Consider the following 14,896-nt stretch of genomic DNA (forward strand, 5'->3'; position numbering starts at 1 on the left):
GTAGGGAAATCAGTTCAAATTCGGTAAGACTTTTTGCAGCAAAACAGGGTCTTTCAAAACGCTGGCAGCGGCGGCAATGTCCGGTGCCAACCAACGATCCTGATCGTAGGCCGGAACACGTTCACGCAGCAGGCGCCAGGCCGCATCGGTGCCTGCGCCGAAGCGTTGTTCCTTGAGGAATTCGAACGCCTGGGCGGCCAGCAAATACTCGATGGCAAGGATTTGCGTGCAGTTTTCCAGCGCACGATGCAGCTTCAGCGCGGCGTTGGTGCCCAGGCTCAGGTGATCTTCCTGCAGGCCCGACGTCACGTAGTTATCCAACACTGCCGGTTGCGCCAGTTGACGGTTTTCCGCGCACAGCGAAGCGGCGACGTATTGCACGATCATCATCCCGGAGTTCACACCCGGGTTGGCCACCAGAAAGGCCGGCAGGCCGCTGACGTGCGGGTTGATCAAACGGTCCAGGCGACGCTCGGCGATGGAGCCGATTTCCGCCATGGCAATCGCCAGCAGGTCCGCCGCCATTGCCACGGACTGGCCATGGGGGTTGGCCTGAGACACCACGCGGTATTTGTCTGCGGTGCCCAGCACCAGCGGGTTGTCGGTGGCGCCGTTGAGTTCGGTTTCGATCTGTTTGGTCGCATGCACCAGTTGATCGCGTGCGGCGCCGTGCACCTGCGGAATCGAGCGGATGCTCAGGGCATCTTGCGTACGAATGCCTTTGCTCTGGGCAATCACTTCGCTGCCGTCGAGCAGTGCGCGCAGGTTGATTCCGACCTGTTGCATACCCGGGTGCGGCTTGAGCGCGATGATCTCGGCGTCGAAAGCGTCGATTTGCCCGCGTTGGGCTTCGAAGCTCATGGCGCCGATCACGTCGGCCCATTCCAGCAGGCGCGTAGCATCGGCAATGGCCAGGCAGCTCAGGCCAGTCATGCACGGTGTGCCGTTGACCAGGCACAAACCGTCCTTGGCACCGAGCTTGACCGGTTGCAGGCCTTCTTCGGCCAGTGCTTGCTGCGCGGAAACGATCTGACCGCGATAGCTGACATTGCCGACGCCCAGCAGCGCGATGCCGATGTGGGCCATGTGGGTCAGGTAGCCCACGGAACCCTGGGACGGCACTTGCGGGGTGATGCCACGGTTGAGCAGTGCCAGCAGCGCTTCGACGACCTGACGGTGCAGGCCGGATTTGCCGTGGCTGTAGTTGACGACGGCGGCGCACATGATCGAGCGGGTCTGCTCGTTGCTCAGCGCTGCACCCACGCCGCAAGCGTGGCTGAGCAAGGTGTTACGCGACAACTGGCTGAGTTGTTCGTCCTGCAGCGAGACATTGCACAGCGCGCCCAGGCCGGTGTTGATGCCATAAGCACGTTCGCCGCTGGTGACGATGCGCTGGACGATGGCCTGCGCGTTTTCGATGCGCGCCCAGATCGGCGCCGACAGCTCAAGCTGTGCGCCATCGCGGGCCACGGCGACCACGTCCTGCCAAGTTACCTGCGCTTGGGTGATAACGATTTTTTCAGCCTGGGACATCTTCAACCTCGTGCTTACAACCTGAATATTGATGCAGCTTTACCGGCCCCTTCGCTGGCAAGCCAGCTCCTACAGGGGTTACGCGCACCTTGTAGGAGCGGGCTTGCCCGCGAAGGGGCCGGCCCAGCCACCACAATTCTTTTAAACCACCGCCGCCCGACGCTGCACAAAGCGGTCGACATACTCATCCGCCGGCGAATGCAGGATCTCCCGTGGCGTGCCGACCTGGATCAGGCGGCCATCCTTGAGGATCGCGATTCGGTTGCCGATGCGCACGGCCTCGTCGAGGTCGTGGGTGATAAAGACGATGGTCTTGTGCAGGGTCTTTTGCAGTTCCAGCAACTGGTCCTGCATCTCCGCGCGGATCAGCGGGTCGAGGGCGCTGAAGGCTTCGTCCATCAGAATGATGTCGGTGTCCGCCGCCAGGGCGCGGGCCAGGCCCACACGCTGACGCATACCGCCGGAGAGCTGGTGCGGATATTTGTTTTCGTAGCCCTTGAGGCCCACGGTGTTGATCCAGTGCAGCGCACGCTCGGCGCACATGGCTTTGCTTTCGCTGCGGATTTTCAGGCCGTAGGCGACGTTGTCCAGCACGCTCTTGTGCGGCAACAGACCGAAGCTCTGGAACACCATGCTGATCTTGCGCCGACGAAATTCGCGCAGGGCTTCCATGTCGTATTGCAGGATGTCCACGCCGTCCACCAGGATCGCGCCGCTGGTCGGGTCGATCAGGCGATTGAAGTGGCGGACCAGGGTCGACTTGCCGGAACCCGACAGGCCCATGATCACGAAGATCTCGCCGCTGCCGATGCTCAGCGACAGGTCGTTCACACCCACCACGCAGCCGGTTTCGGCCAGCACCTGATCCTTGGTCTTGCCCTGGCCGACCATGGCCAGCGCGTCCTTGGCACGGTTGCCGAAAATCTTGAAGACGTTTTTGACTTCGATCTTGCTCACGGTTGCGTTGTTCATTTGCTCACCTCATGCCGTGCGCGACCGTACGCCTGTGTAATGCGGTCGATCACCACAGCCAGAATCACGATCGCCAGACCGGCTTCAAGGCCACGTCCGACGTTGAGGGTCTGAATCCCCACCAGCACATCTTCACCCAGACCACGGGCACCGATCATCGAGGCGATCACCACCATCGACAGGGCCATCATGGTGGTCTGGTTGATCCCGGCCATGATGCTCGGCAGGGCCAGCGGCAGTTGCACGCCGAACAGTTGCTGCCAGCGGTTGGCACCGAAGGCGTTGATCGCTTCCATCACTTCGCCGTCGACCTGGCGAATGCCCAGATCGGTCAGGCGGATCAGCGGCGGCGCGGCGTAGATCACGGTAGCGAAAATCGCCGGGACCTTGCCCAGGCCGAACAGCATCAGCACCGGAATCAGGTACACGAAGCTCGGCATGGTCTGCATGATGTCCAGCAATGGCATCAGTATCGAACGCAGGCGGTTGCTGCGCGCCGAGAGAATGCCCAGCGGAATGCCGATCAACACCGAAATGATCGTCGCCACCATCATCAGTGCCAGGGTCTGCATCAGCTTGTCCCAGAGGCCAACCGCCCCCACCAGGAACAGCAAACCAACGATGACGGCAGTGGTCACGACCTTGCGGGTCGCGTGCCAGGCCACACCAGCCACGATCGCCAGCATCAGCCACCAGGGTGCAGCGCGCAGCAGGCCTTCGAGATTGACGATGGCCCACAACAGGGTGTCGGAGATGTGCCGGAACACGTCACCGTAGTTGGTGACCAGCGAATCGACCCAACCGTTGACCCAGTCGGCGATGGAAAAGGTAAAGCTTTCGGGAAACATAAGAGACTCTCAATCAAGGGGTTGCGATCAAGCATCCGACTGCCGTCGCCGACAGTCGGAGAAGCCCAACCTACAAGGCCGCGTCGATTTTCTTGGCTGCGTCTTCGCTCACCCATGCGTGCCAGACTTCAGGATGTTCCTTCAGGAAGATCTTGGCCAGTTTTGGTGATTCGATCCGCTCTTTGGTCATGCGCCCCAGGTTCTGGTTCAGCAGGTCGATTGGCACGTTGACCTTTTCCAGCACGGCCACCAATTCAGGCGCTTCGTCGTGGAAAGTCTTGGACAGGCCGACCTTGATATCCACGGTCTTGTTCACGCCTGGTTTCTCTTCGAGTTTCACCGCGTCGATCTGGCCCATCAGCGGGGTTGGCGACCAGTAGTAGAACAGGATCGGCTCGCCACGCTTGTAGCTCGACAGCACAGCGGCATCCAGCGCCGGGCCGGTGCCTGGGCGGAAGTTGGTGTAGGTGCTTTCCAGGCCGTAGCTCTTCAGCATTTCGCTGTTGTCCAGCTCACAGGTCCAACCGGCCGGGCAGTTATAGAAACGACCCTTGGATGGCTCTTCGGCATCCTTGAAAATCGCCGAGTACTTGCCCAGGTCGGCAATGTTTTTCAGGTCCGGCGCCTTGGCTTCCAGCTTGCGCTTGGCGTCGCCTTCGATCACGTAGCGCGGCACGTACCAGCCTTCGACGGCACCCACCACTGGCGCGCCGACACCGACGACTTTGCCGGCCTTCTCGGCCTTGTTCCAGACTTCGCTGCGGCCGACCCACTCTTCGGCGAACACTTGAATGTCGTTGCTGCTCAGGGCGTTTTCCATGGTGATGGAGTTGCCTGGCAGGCTGTCGGTCTTGCAGTCGTAGCCTTTCTCCAGCACGACTTGCAACACGTCGGTCAGCAGCATGGCGCTTTCCCAGTTCAGGCCGGCGAACTTCACCGGTTTGCCCGACTCGCACCAACCCGCCGCCTGAGTGGCGCCGGCGCTGGCCAGCAGGCCCATGGAAAGCAATGTGGTCAGCAGGGTCTTGTTCGATTTCATTGTTGTGACGCTCCTAATCATGAGTTGGCTTACGGCAGTCAAGAGGCATCCAGCCCTGTCCACGTCCAATCAGGCCTGCGCCGCAGCGCGACCGGCCCCGCTTTTTTTAGGTTGTACAACGCTGTCCTGCTCGACCGGCAGGATCAATTGATCGGGCACTGTGCCGTGCCATTTTTTTGCGCACAGGTAATACAGGGCTGCGGGAAGCACCAGACCGATGATCCAGGAAATATCCACATCACCCAGGGCCGCCACCAGCGGACCGGTATAGAACTTGGTGGAAATGAACGGCAGTTGCACCAGCACACCGAAGACATAGACGCTGATCCCGAGTGGGTTCCAGCGGCCGTAGCGACCGTTCGGGTCGGCCAGCGCCGGCACGTCATAGCGCTCGCGGGTGATGCAGTAGTAGTCCACCAGGTTGATCGCGCTCCAGGGCGTGAAGAACGCCAGCAAGAACAGGATGAAGGACTTGAACGCACCGAGGAACGAGTGCTGACCGAGCAACGCCATCAGGGTCGCAGCACCGACGATGACCAGCACGAAGACCAGACGTTGCAAGCGCGTTACCTTCAGGTCACCCCGGAAACCGCTGATGATGGTCGCAATGCACATGAAACTGCCGTAGGAGTTCAGCGTGGAGATGGTGACCTTGCCAAAGGCGATGCTGAAGTACAGCAGCGCAGCGGTGGCACCGGTACCGCCAAGACCAACGATGTAGGCCACTTCGTGGCCGGCGTATTGCCCGTTGGCCGAAGCGGCAGCGAACACGCCGAGGACCATCGCCACCTGTGCACCAATAACCGAACCTGCGCCTGCGGCAAAAAAAGTTTTCACCGAGGAAATCTTGCTCGGCAGGTAGCGAGAATAGTCAGCCACATAAGGGCCGAAGGCGATCTGCCAGGACGCCGCGAGCGACACCGCGAGCAAAAAACTGCTCCAGCTGAAGTGGCGGATTTGCAACAGTGCGCCAACGTCAACCTGGCTCATCAGACAGCTGAACAGATAAACAAAGGCAATCACGCCAATGACACTGGCAACACGGCCGATCCAATGGATCACCCGATAACCGAGCACTGTGACCAGCACGATGACACTGGCGAAAAGGAGGATACCGACGGTGTCGCTGACGCCAAACAATTGGCCCAGCGCCTGCCCGGATAACACGGTTCCCGTTGCGGTGAAGCCCAGGTACATCAAGCAGACCAGCACGATTGGGATCGCCGCGCCGTACACGCCGAACTGCACCCGGCTGGAGATCATCTGCGGCAGGCCGAGCTTGGGCCCTTGCGCGGCATGCAGCGCCATCACGCCGCCACCCAGTAGTTGACCGATCAACAGACCGATCAACGACCAGAACACATCGCCGCCCAGCACCACGGCCAGGGCCCCGGTGACAATCGCGGTGATTTGCAGGTTGGCACCCATCCACAGGGTGAACTGGCTCAACAGACGACCGTGTCTTTCCGCTTCCGGGATGTAGTCGATCGAGCGCTTCTCGATCAACGGTTTGTTGCCTGCACGATCGCTGTTAACAGCCATGGTTCAACCTCTGTGGATTGTTGGTCGGTGTTGGTTGTATCTGTGTAGGAGCTGTGTAGGAGCTGTCGAGTGAAACGAAGCTGCGATCTTTTGATCTTCGGCGTCAGTAACGACGCCAAAAGATCGCAGCCTTCGGCAGCTCCTACAGGTTTGCATTGGGCCAAGGCCCGCTTTCTTTATTTGCCGGTAATCATCGGCAGGTTCAGCCCTTGTTCCTTGGCGCAGTCGATGGCGATCTGGTAACCGGCATCGGCGTGACGCATGACACCGGTGGCCGGGTCGTTGTGCAGCACGCGAGCGATACGCTCGGCCGCTTCGTCAGTACCGTCGCAGACAATCACCATGCCCGAGTGCTGAGAGAAGCCCATGCCGACGCCGCCGCCATGGTGCAGGGAAACCCAGGTCGCGCCGCTCGCGGTATTGAGCAGGGCGTTGAGCAGTGGCCAGTCGGACACGGCGTCGGAACCGTCCTGCATGGACTCGGTTTCGCGGTTCGGGCTCGATACCGAACCGGAGTCCAGGTGGTCGCGACCGATCACGATCGGCGCGGACAACTCGCCGCTACGGACCATTTCGTTGAACGCCAGACCCAGCTTGGCGCGCAGGCCCAGGCCAACCCAGCAGATACGTGCCGGCAGACCCTGGAAGCTGATGCGCTCACGGGCCATGTCCAGCCAGTTGTGCAGGTGGGCGTCGTCCGGGATCAGCTCTTTGACCTTGGCGTCGGTCTTGTAGATGTCTTCAGCGTTGCCCGACAGTGCAGCCCAACGGAACGGGCCGATGCCACGGCAGAACAGCGGACGGATGTAGGCTGGTACGAAGCCCGGGAAGTCGAATGCGTTTTCCACGCCTTCTTCTTGCGCCATCTGACGGATGTTGTTGCCGTAGTCGAAAGTCGGTACGCCCATTTTCTGGAAGTCCAACATCGCTTTGACGTGCACGGCCATCGATTGCTTGGCGGCCTTGATCACAGCGGCAGGTTCAGTCTTGGCGCGAGCGCGGTACTGGTCCCAGGTCCAGCCGGCCGGCAGGTAGCCGTTGAGCGGATCGTGGGCGCTGGTCTGGTCGGTAACCATGTCCGGGCGCACGCCGCGCTTGACCAGTTCCGGGAGAATTTCTGCCGCGTTACCCAGCAGGGCAATGGAAATCGCTTTGCCTTCGGCGGTGTATTTGGCGATGCGGGCCAGCGCGTCGTCAAGATCGGTTGCTTGCTCGTCGACATAGCGGCTTTTCAGACGGAAATCGATGCTGACCTGCTGACATTCGATGTTCAGCGAGCAAGCGCCAGCCAGGGTCGCGGCCAGAGGCTGAGCGCCACCCATGCCACCGAGGCCTGCGGTCAGGACCCAACGACCTTTCAGGTCATCGTTATAGTGTTGGCGACCGGCTTCAACGAAGGTTTCGTAGGTGCCCTGGACGATGCCCTGGCTGCCGATGTAGATCCAGCTGCCGGCAGTCATCTGGCCGTACATGGCCAGGCCTTTGGCGTCGAGTTCGTTGAAGTGTTCCCAGCTCGCCCAGTGTGGAACCAGGTTGGAGTTGGCGATCAGTACGCGCGGGGCATTGCTGTGGGTCTTGAACACGCCGACCGGCTTGCCGGATTGCACCAGCAGGGTCTCGTCGTCGTTCAGGTTGGTCAGGCTTTCGACGATCTTGTCGTAGCATTCCCAGTTACGTGCAGCGCGACCGATACCACCGTAAACCACCAGTTCTTTAGGGTTCTCGGCGACTTCCGGGTCGAGGTTGTTCATCAGCATGCGCAGCGGCGCTTCGGTCAGCCAGCTCTTGGCGGTCAGCTTGTTACCACGTGCGGCACGGATTTCAACGTCACGAAACTTAGTAGGTTTAATGTCAGTCACGAAAAAGACTCCTCAGCAATCAATCCAAACCAACCCAGGCAGTGGGCGAGCAAGCCAATGGGCATATCAGTGCACACCGGCGAATCAGTGGACGATGGTTGAGTCCTCGTGACTCATACGCATACGTCTTTACTTGTACATACAAGCATATGCAATCAAGCGGCCAACTTGCCGGATGAGCATTCAAGAAAAAATCTGAAACGGCTGGAGAGCGCCTGGAACAAGGGTTATGGCGAAGATGAAATATTTTCGGGAGGATTTTTGTGGCGAGGGGGTTTTGTTACTTGAGCGTGGTTTTGCGCCACGCTGGGGCGTTCGGTAACAACATGGTGCGCTTTCGGGAACGCTGAAAAGCAAAAGATCGCAGCCTTCGGCAGCTCCTACAGGGTGCAAAGCATCCCATGTAGGAGCTGCCGAAGGCTGCGATCTTTTGAAAATTCAGAATCAGCGTGCGGTCAGCTCAATCACACAGCATGGGCTATTAACGGAGATTTCCAGCAGGCCAGTGTTACCGTCCAGTTGCAGGCAATCATGCCGGCCAAGTTGCGAAGCGTTGTTACCGACCACCACTTCCAGTGCTTCGCCGATGCTGAACACCAACACCGTGCGCGCCGAACTGAAGAACCGCTGCTCGCCACTCAACCACTGCAACCGCGCACCGTAACGCTGCGGCGCGTAAATCAGGTTGAAATCGCGAATCGGACTGCCGAGCAACGTGCAGGAAACCTTGCTTTCACCACTGAAGGCAAACGGGTCCAGCGGTAACAGTGGCCGCGTGTCCTGGCCATCCACCGTCAGGCTCATACCATCGCCCTGCAAAACGGTGATCACTCGCTCGTAACCGGCGAAGGTGGAAAACCCACCCGACTCGCCAATGTCGGCAATCGACAGGCGCCAGCCAAACCCATCCAGGCCAGTGCCGGCATCGCGGGTGATTTCTTCGGTGCTGCCGCCGCCGTTTTTCCACGGCATGCGCGGGTAATCGAGCGCACGTAAAACTTTCAGACTGCTCATTTATGGCTCTCTATTTATGAAACCGACCTTCCAGACGATGACGGGAACCGGGGTGGATCAAGCGAGCGGCGGTCACTGGCTGACGACCGGACCAGGTGCGGCGGCGAATCAGCAGGCAAGGCTCGCCCTTTTCAATCTGTAGCAATTTGCATTCGGACGACTCGGCCAGGATCGCCTCGACCACGTGCTCGCCTTCGGTCAGCGGCGCGACCTGGTTCAGGTAGGCGTAGGGCGTTTGCAGGGTGAAGTCCTGCTTGAGGTAGTCCGGCGCCACCAGCGCATTGACGAAACGGTCTTCGATTTGCACCGGAATATCGTTTTCGAAATGCACGATCAGCGAGTGGAACACCTTCTGCCCTTCGCGCATGTCCAGGGCCAGGGCGCGCTCGGAGCCGGCGGCCTCTTCTTCAAGGGTGATGACCTTGCAGGTGTGGCGATGACCGCGAGAGGCAATTTCATCGGCAATGTTGTGCACTTCAAACAGCGCGGACTGGCTTTTCGGCTCGGCGACGAATGTGCCGACGCCTTGCATGCGCACCAGCAGGCCATCGGCGGTCATCTCGCGCAGGGCGCGGTTGATGGTCATGCGGCTGAAGCCCAACTGGCTGACCAGTTCGCTTTCCGACGGAACGCGGTAGTGCGGCGGCCAGTTTCCACTGTCGATTTGCTGGGTGATCATTTGTTTGACGCGGGCGTACAAGGGCGCCGGACTGTCGCCCATGTTCGCGGCCAACGGAGAGACTGGAGGCGGAGTCGGCACGGTTAATCCTTGGTCATTTGATTGATGTCGCTAGCTTGCCGGAGTTTACCGGGCAGGCAAACGTCTGTATATGTATATACAAATAACACACGATGGGGTGCTGAACCATGTCCGCCTTCTTTGCCGAACGCGCGCTGCTGCCTAGTGGATGGGCCAACAATGTACGTCTTGAGGTCAGCGCCGACGGCGTATTGACCCATATCCAGGCCGATTCCAAGGCAGATGGCGCCGAGCGGCTGAGCGGTCCGCTGCTGCCTGGCATGCCGAACCTGCACTCCCACGCCTTCCAGCGGGCCATGGCCGGGCTGGCGGAAGTGGCGGGCAATCCGAACGACAGTTTCTGGACCTGGCGCGATCTGATGTATCGCCTCGTCGGAAAAATCAGCCCGGAACAACTCGGTGTCATCGCCCGCCAGCTGTATATCGAAATGCTCAAGGCCGGTTACACCTCGGTCGCGGAATTTCACTACGTGCATCACGACATCAATGGTCAGCCTTATGCGGATCCGGCCGAACTGGCTCTGCGCATCAGCCAGGCAGCCAGTTCCGCGGGTATCGGCTTGACCCTGCTGCCGGTGCTCTACAGCCACTCCGGTTTCGGCGGCCAGACCCCGAACGAAGGTCAGCGTCGCTTCATCAACAGCACCGAAAACTACCTCAAGCTGCAATCGCGCCTGCAACCGGTGCTGGCGCAGCAACCGGCGCAGTCGCTCGGCTTGTGTTTCCACTCGCTGCGCGCGGTTACGCCACAGCAGATCAGCGAAGTGCTGGCGGCCAGCGACAAGCAATGCCCGGTGCACATCCACATCGCCGAGCAGCAGAAAGAAGTCGACGACTGCCTGACCTGGAGCGGTCGTCGTCCGTTGCAATGGCTGTACGAAAACATCGACGTCGATCAGCGCTGGTGCCTGGTCCACGCGACCCACGCCAACCCGGAAGAAGTCACGTCGATGGCCAAAAGTCGCGCCATCGCCGGCCTGTGCCTGACCACCGAAGCCAACCTGGGCGACGGGATTTTCCCGGCGGTGGATTTCCTCGCCCAGGGCGGCCGCATGGGCATCGGTTCCGACAGTCATGTGTCATTGAGCGTGGTGGAAGAATTGCGCTGGCTGGAATACGGCCAGCGTCTGCGCGACCAACGGCGTAATCGTTTGTATGGCGCGGATCAGCCAATGGTTGGCCGCACGTTGTTCGATGCGGCGCTGGATGGCGGTGCTCAGGCGCTAGGCCAGCCGATTGGCGCGCTGGAAGTCGGCAAACGCGCCGACTGGCTGGTGCTCGATGGCAACGATCCGTATTTGGCAACGGCCAGCGGCGACGGGATTCTCAACCGCTGGTTGTTTGCCGGCGGTGATCGCCAGGTGCGGGATGTGCTGGTGAACGGCCAGTGGGTGGTGCGTGACGGGCGGCATGCTGACGAGGAAGAAAGCAGCCGCGCCTTCACTCAAGTCCTGCGCGAACTTTTAGGCTGACACAAAACCCTGTAGGAGCGAGCTTGCTCGCGATGGTGTGTCAGTCGACATCGTTGTGTCTGATACTCCATCGCGAGCAAGCTCGCTCCTACAGGGTCATGCGTTGTTAGTTGGACGTCTCGGCCATCTGCTGTTCCGACGCACGCCAGATCAGCCGCGTTGTGTCGTAACCCTGCTGACGCGCCTTGCTCAGCAGTTCCTCACGCACCACACCATTCACGGTCGGCGTGCGCGACAACAGCCACAAATACTTCCGGCTCGGATCCCCGACAATGGCGGTCTTGTAGTCATCGCTGACGTACAGCACCCAGTATTCGCCCTTCGCCGTACCCGGGATCAGCCTGGAGAACCAGGTATCGAACTCGATCCACAGCTTGTCGCCCTTGCCGGGCACCTGTGGATAAGCCGTGCCATTGACCTCTTCCCATTGCCACTGCGCCGTCAGACAGCGGTTCAACACCGCCACGTTACCGTCAGGCTTGAGCGTGTAATGGGCTTCGGATTGCGCGCAGTCGCGCTGGAAGTACATCGGCATGCGCGCCAACTCGTACCAGGTGCCCTGGTAGCGCTTGAGATTGACACTTTTGACAGTCTTGGGGGCCAATGGGTCCGGGCCAGACGTGGCACAGCCAGCCAACAACAGACCGGCAAAAAGGATGATCAATAACCGCTTCATTATTTTTCTCCCGCGGGCAAACGCCCCGGTTTACTTCAGGCCTTGGCCGGAAAACATCAGCACTTTGTCACCGGCGAACTGCACGCTGATAAAGCTGTTCTTGTCGCCCCAGGTGCAACTGGACATGCCGAGCGCACCTGAACAATCGGCAGGTTTGCCCAACAGGGTCTCCACATCGGCCTTGGCCATGCCGGCCGAGAGCTTAGAGTAGTTTTCCTGATTGACTTTGCTGCAGGCAGCCAGCAACACGCAAAACGAAAGCAGGGCGATGGAACGCAGCGACATGGTGAAACTCCGGGGGGCGTAGGGGATTGGCATGGCTGCCAAGCTGAAGCTTAGAAGAGAAAACCCCTGCGAGGTTCCGTGCCCGGCAGGCTATTTATCGGGCCACTCGTCTACCTTTTGCCGAAAATCAGCCACTTTCCTTATTCATCGAGCATTTCGTCGTTTTTCAGAGAATTCGCCTAATCTTTGGCGCCGTTCAGTCGACATAAATGCAACGCAAAGCCACGTCGGTGGCATTTGCTCCCCCATTTTGTAGAACAGCCCCTCTGCGGTAGCTCATCCATGACCAGAAACATGAAGTTCAGCCACAAGATATTGCTGGCTGCCGCCCTCGTGGTGGCCGTCGCATTCGCTTGTTTCATCCTGTTCAACGACTATCGCCAGCGCCAAACCTTGCGCAACAGCACCGAAGCCTCGATGCAGGAACTCGGCAGTCTGACCACCAGCAACATCCAGACCTGGCTGGAAAGCCGCATGCAATTGCTGCAGTCGATGGCCCAACAGATCAACGCCGACGGCAATGCTCCCGCTGGCCTGAAACGAATCATCGACCTGCCCGCCTACACCGGCAACTTCCAGCTGAGCTACTTCGGTGGTGCCGACGGCGTGATGTTCTCGGTCCCGGCGGGCAACCGTGCGGCGGACTACGACCCTCGCGCCCGCGGCTGGTACAAGGCGGCCAATAGCGCACAACAGACCATCGTCACCGAACCGTACATTGCCGCGTCTTCTGGCAAACTGGTGATCACCGTGGCCACCCCGGTGCAGCACCAGGGCCAGATGATCGGCGTCGCAGGCGCCGACATCGACCTGTCCAGCGTCAGCGCGATCATCAATTCGCTGAACTTCGGCGGTCACGGTCATGCGTTCATCGTCGGTGCCGACGGCAAGATCCTGATTCACCCGGACAGCAAGCTGGTGCTCAAGAACCTGACCGAGGCCTATCCGAGCGACACACCCAAAGTCAGCCCGGGCATGAAAGAAGTCGAGATCGACGGCAAGCGCCTGTTCATCTCCTTCACCCACGTCAACGGCGTGCCATCGGCGAACTGGTACGTGGCACTGGTGCTCGATCAGGAAACGGCGTTCTCGATGCTCAGCGAATTCCGCACCTCGGCAATCATCGCCATGGTGATTGCTATAGTGATCATCATTGCGCTGCTGGGCATGCTGATCAGCCTGCTGATGCAGCCGCTGCTGACCATGGGCCGCGCCATGCACGACATCGCCGAAGGCGAAGGTGACCTGACCAAACGCCTGACCATTCACGGCCATGACGAATTCGGCGCGCTGGGGCTGTCGTTCAACCGCTTCGTCGAGCGCATTCACACCTCGATCATCGAAGTGTCCTCGGCCACCGGCCAGGTCAACGAAGTGGCGTTGCGTGTAGTCGCCGCCTCGAACTCGTCGATGTACAACTCCGACCAGCAAGCCTCGCGCACCAGCAGCGTCGCTGCGGCGATCAACCAGCTCGGTGCCGCCGCCCAGGAGATCGCCCAGAACGCCGCCCTCGCCTCGCAACATTCCAGCGATGCCCGCAGCCTGGCCGAAGACGGCCAACAGGTGGTGGATAAAACCATCGCGGCGATGCAGCAGCTGTCGGCCAAGATCAGCGATTCGTGCGGCAACATCGAAACCCTCAATAGCAATACGGTCAACATCGGGCAGATCCTGGAAGTGATTACCAGCATCTCCCAGCAAACCAACTTGCTGGCGCTCAACGCCGCCATTGAAGCGGCCCGCGCTGGCGAGGCCGGTCGCGGTTTTGCCGTGGTGGCCGATGAGGTGCGCAACCTCGCTCACCGCACCCAGGACTCGGCGCAGCAAGTGCAGACGATGATCGAAGAACTGCAGGTCGGCGCCCGGGCAGCGGTGGGCATCATGACTGACAGCCAGCGCCAGAGCGAAAGCAGCGTCGGCATCGCCAACCAGGCGGGCGAACGCCTGGGCAGCGTGACCCAGCGCATCGGTGAGATCGATGGCATGAATCAGTCGGTCGCCACTGCCACTGAAGAACAGACGGCCGTGGTGGAGTCGATCAACGTCGACATCACAGAGATCAACATGCTGAACCAGGAAGGTGTGGAGAACCTGCAGTCGACCTTGCGTGCGTGTGCTGATCTTGAGCAGCAGGCGGCGCGGTTGAAGCAGCTAGTTGGTAGCTTCAGGATCTGAGGCGGTACTGAAGGCCCCATCGCGAGCAGGCTCGCTCCTACAGGAATCTTTGTCGCACTGAAGATCCCTGTAGGAGCGAGCCTGCTCGCGATGACGGCATCAGCAACAACAAAAAACTAAAACCGAGAGCCCGGCCTGGAGAGAAACGCCAACTCCTCAGCCGTAGACTCCCTTCCCAACACCGCATTGCGATGCGGAAAGCGCCCAAACTGCGCAATCACTTTCTGATGCCGCTCGGCATAGTCCAGGTAATCGCTGAACAGCGCCCGATCGATTTCCGGTTGCTGCGCCACCAGTTCGATGTAGCGCGAGACGCCTTCGTTCTGCACCGCGAGGTCTTCGCTATGCTCGAACACCAGGTAGATGAACACCCGCTGAATCGGCTGCAACTGCCGGTCGTAATCCGCGGCAATGCCTTGGGCTACCAGCTTCTGCGCCCGGAGATCGCCTGCAAAGGCTTTGGGAATATCGCGAAAGATCATTCGCGGGATCTGATCGAGCAACAGCACCAGGGCCAGCCAACCTTCGGGATGTTGCATCCACTCGGTCAATCCGCCGGCCAGTGCCTGCTCGGTCCAGTCCCCGAAACGCTCGCGCGCTTCGAGGTCCTGGCTGTCGCGCTTGCCGAACCACAATTTGCCCTTCTGCGCCGCCACTTCCCTCGCTGACTCGGAACTCCCGAACCACCAATAAAGCAACGGCTGCCAAGGCGCAGTCATGG

Annotated in this window: 13 protein-coding genes and 1 pseudogene; 3 read left to right on the forward strand and 11 right to left on the reverse strand. The window is 60.1% G+C overall.

Features of this window, described 5'->3' with window-relative positions:
- Nucleotides 1–9: 9 nt before the first annotated feature.
- The 8 genes from hutH to hutC form a co-directional block, all read right to left on the reverse strand.
- Complete coding sequence (gene hutH, locus AC1DWG_RS13295; RefSeq protein ID WP_477763809.1) at nt 10–1,533, reverse strand: histidine ammonia-lyase; 1,524 nt, start codon at nt 1,531–1,533, stop codon at nt 10–12.
- A 141-nt stretch (nt 1,534–1,674) separates the two neighbouring features.
- Entirely contained in the window at nt 1,675–2,505 is an 831-nt protein-coding gene (locus tag AC1DWG_RS13300) for a quaternary amine ABC transporter ATP-binding protein (protein WP_477787878.1), read from the reverse strand.
- Entirely contained in the window at nt 2,502–3,353 is an 852-nt protein-coding gene (locus tag AC1DWG_RS13305) for an ABC transporter permease (protein ID WP_046039591.1), read from the reverse strand. Before AC1DWG_RS13305 ends, AC1DWG_RS13300 begins: the two co-directional genes overlap by 4 nt.
- A gap of 70 nt (nt 3,354–3,423) precedes the next feature.
- Nucleotides 3,424–4,392, reverse strand: coding sequence for an ABC transporter substrate-binding protein (locus tag AC1DWG_RS13310; protein ID WP_477752623.1), 969 nt, complete (start codon nt 4,390–4,392; stop codon nt 3,424–3,426).
- 69 nt (nt 4,393–4,461) lie between these two features.
- Nucleotides 4,462–5,934, reverse strand: a complete 1,473-nt coding sequence (locus tag AC1DWG_RS13315; protein WP_477752624.1) for a purine-cytosine permease family protein — start codon at nt 5,932–5,934, stop codon at nt 4,462–4,464.
- Between the two features lie 176 nt (nt 5,935–6,110).
- Complete coding sequence (gene hutU / locus AC1DWG_RS13320; RefSeq protein ID WP_223457541.1) at nt 6,111–7,793, reverse strand: urocanate hydratase; 1,683 nt, start codon at nt 7,791–7,793, stop codon at nt 6,111–6,113.
- 444 nt (nt 7,794–8,237) lie between these two features.
- Entirely contained in the window at nt 8,238–8,807 is a 570-nt protein-coding gene (locus AC1DWG_RS13325) for a HutD/Ves family protein (protein WP_477763808.1), read from the reverse strand.
- Nucleotides 8,808–8,817: 10 nt separating this feature from the next.
- Nucleotides 8,818–9,528: a histidine utilization repressor gene (gene hutC, locus AC1DWG_RS13330; protein ID WP_173677901.1), complete on the reverse strand. Its 711-nt coding sequence runs from the start codon at nt 9,526–9,528 to the stop codon at nt 8,818–8,820.
- 146 nt (nt 9,529–9,674) lie between these two features.
- On the opposite strand from hutC, the gene AC1DWG_RS13335 reads away from it, so the two are divergent.
- Complete coding sequence (locus AC1DWG_RS13335) at nt 9,675–11,039, forward strand: formimidoylglutamate deiminase (protein ID WP_477787879.1); 1,365 nt, start codon at nt 9,675–9,677, stop codon at nt 11,037–11,039.
- A 106-nt stretch (nt 11,040–11,145) separates the two neighbouring features.
- Here AC1DWG_RS13335 and AC1DWG_RS13340 read toward each other — a convergent pair whose 3' ends face one another.
- Nucleotides 11,146–11,715, reverse strand: coding sequence for a lipocalin family protein (locus tag AC1DWG_RS13340; protein WP_477752627.1), 570 nt, complete (start codon nt 11,713–11,715; stop codon nt 11,146–11,148).
- A 30-nt stretch (nt 11,716–11,745) separates the two neighbouring features.
- Nucleotides 11,746–12,000, reverse strand: coding sequence for a hypothetical protein (locus AC1DWG_RS13345; protein WP_007975531.1), 255 nt, complete (start codon nt 11,998–12,000; stop codon nt 11,746–11,748).
- A gap of 294 nt (nt 12,001–12,294) precedes the next feature.
- On the opposite strand from AC1DWG_RS13345, the pseudogene AC1DWG_RS13350 reads away from it, so the two are divergent.
- Together AC1DWG_RS13350 and AC1DWG_RS13355 are read left to right on the forward strand one after the other, a co-directional pair.
- Nucleotides 12,295–13,317 (forward strand): annotated as a pseudogene (locus tag AC1DWG_RS13350) (HAMP domain-containing protein); the annotation flags it as partial.
- A gap of 93 nt (nt 13,318–13,410) precedes the next feature.
- Nucleotides 13,411–14,175 (forward strand): methyl-accepting chemotaxis protein, encoded by a 765-nt coding sequence (locus AC1DWG_RS13355; protein ID WP_477763834.1) that lies wholly within the window; start codon nt 13,411–13,413, stop codon nt 14,173–14,175.
- Between the two features lie 116 nt (nt 14,176–14,291).
- Here AC1DWG_RS13355 and AC1DWG_RS13360 read toward each other — a convergent pair whose 3' ends face one another.
- Entirely contained in the window at nt 14,292–14,894 is a 603-nt protein-coding gene (locus AC1DWG_RS13360) for a DUF924 family protein (RefSeq protein ID WP_477787880.1), read from the reverse strand.
- Nucleotides 14,895–14,896 lie beyond the last annotated feature (2 nt).

It is taken from the genome of Pseudomonas sp. P4_B3 (genome assembly GCF_056402295.1).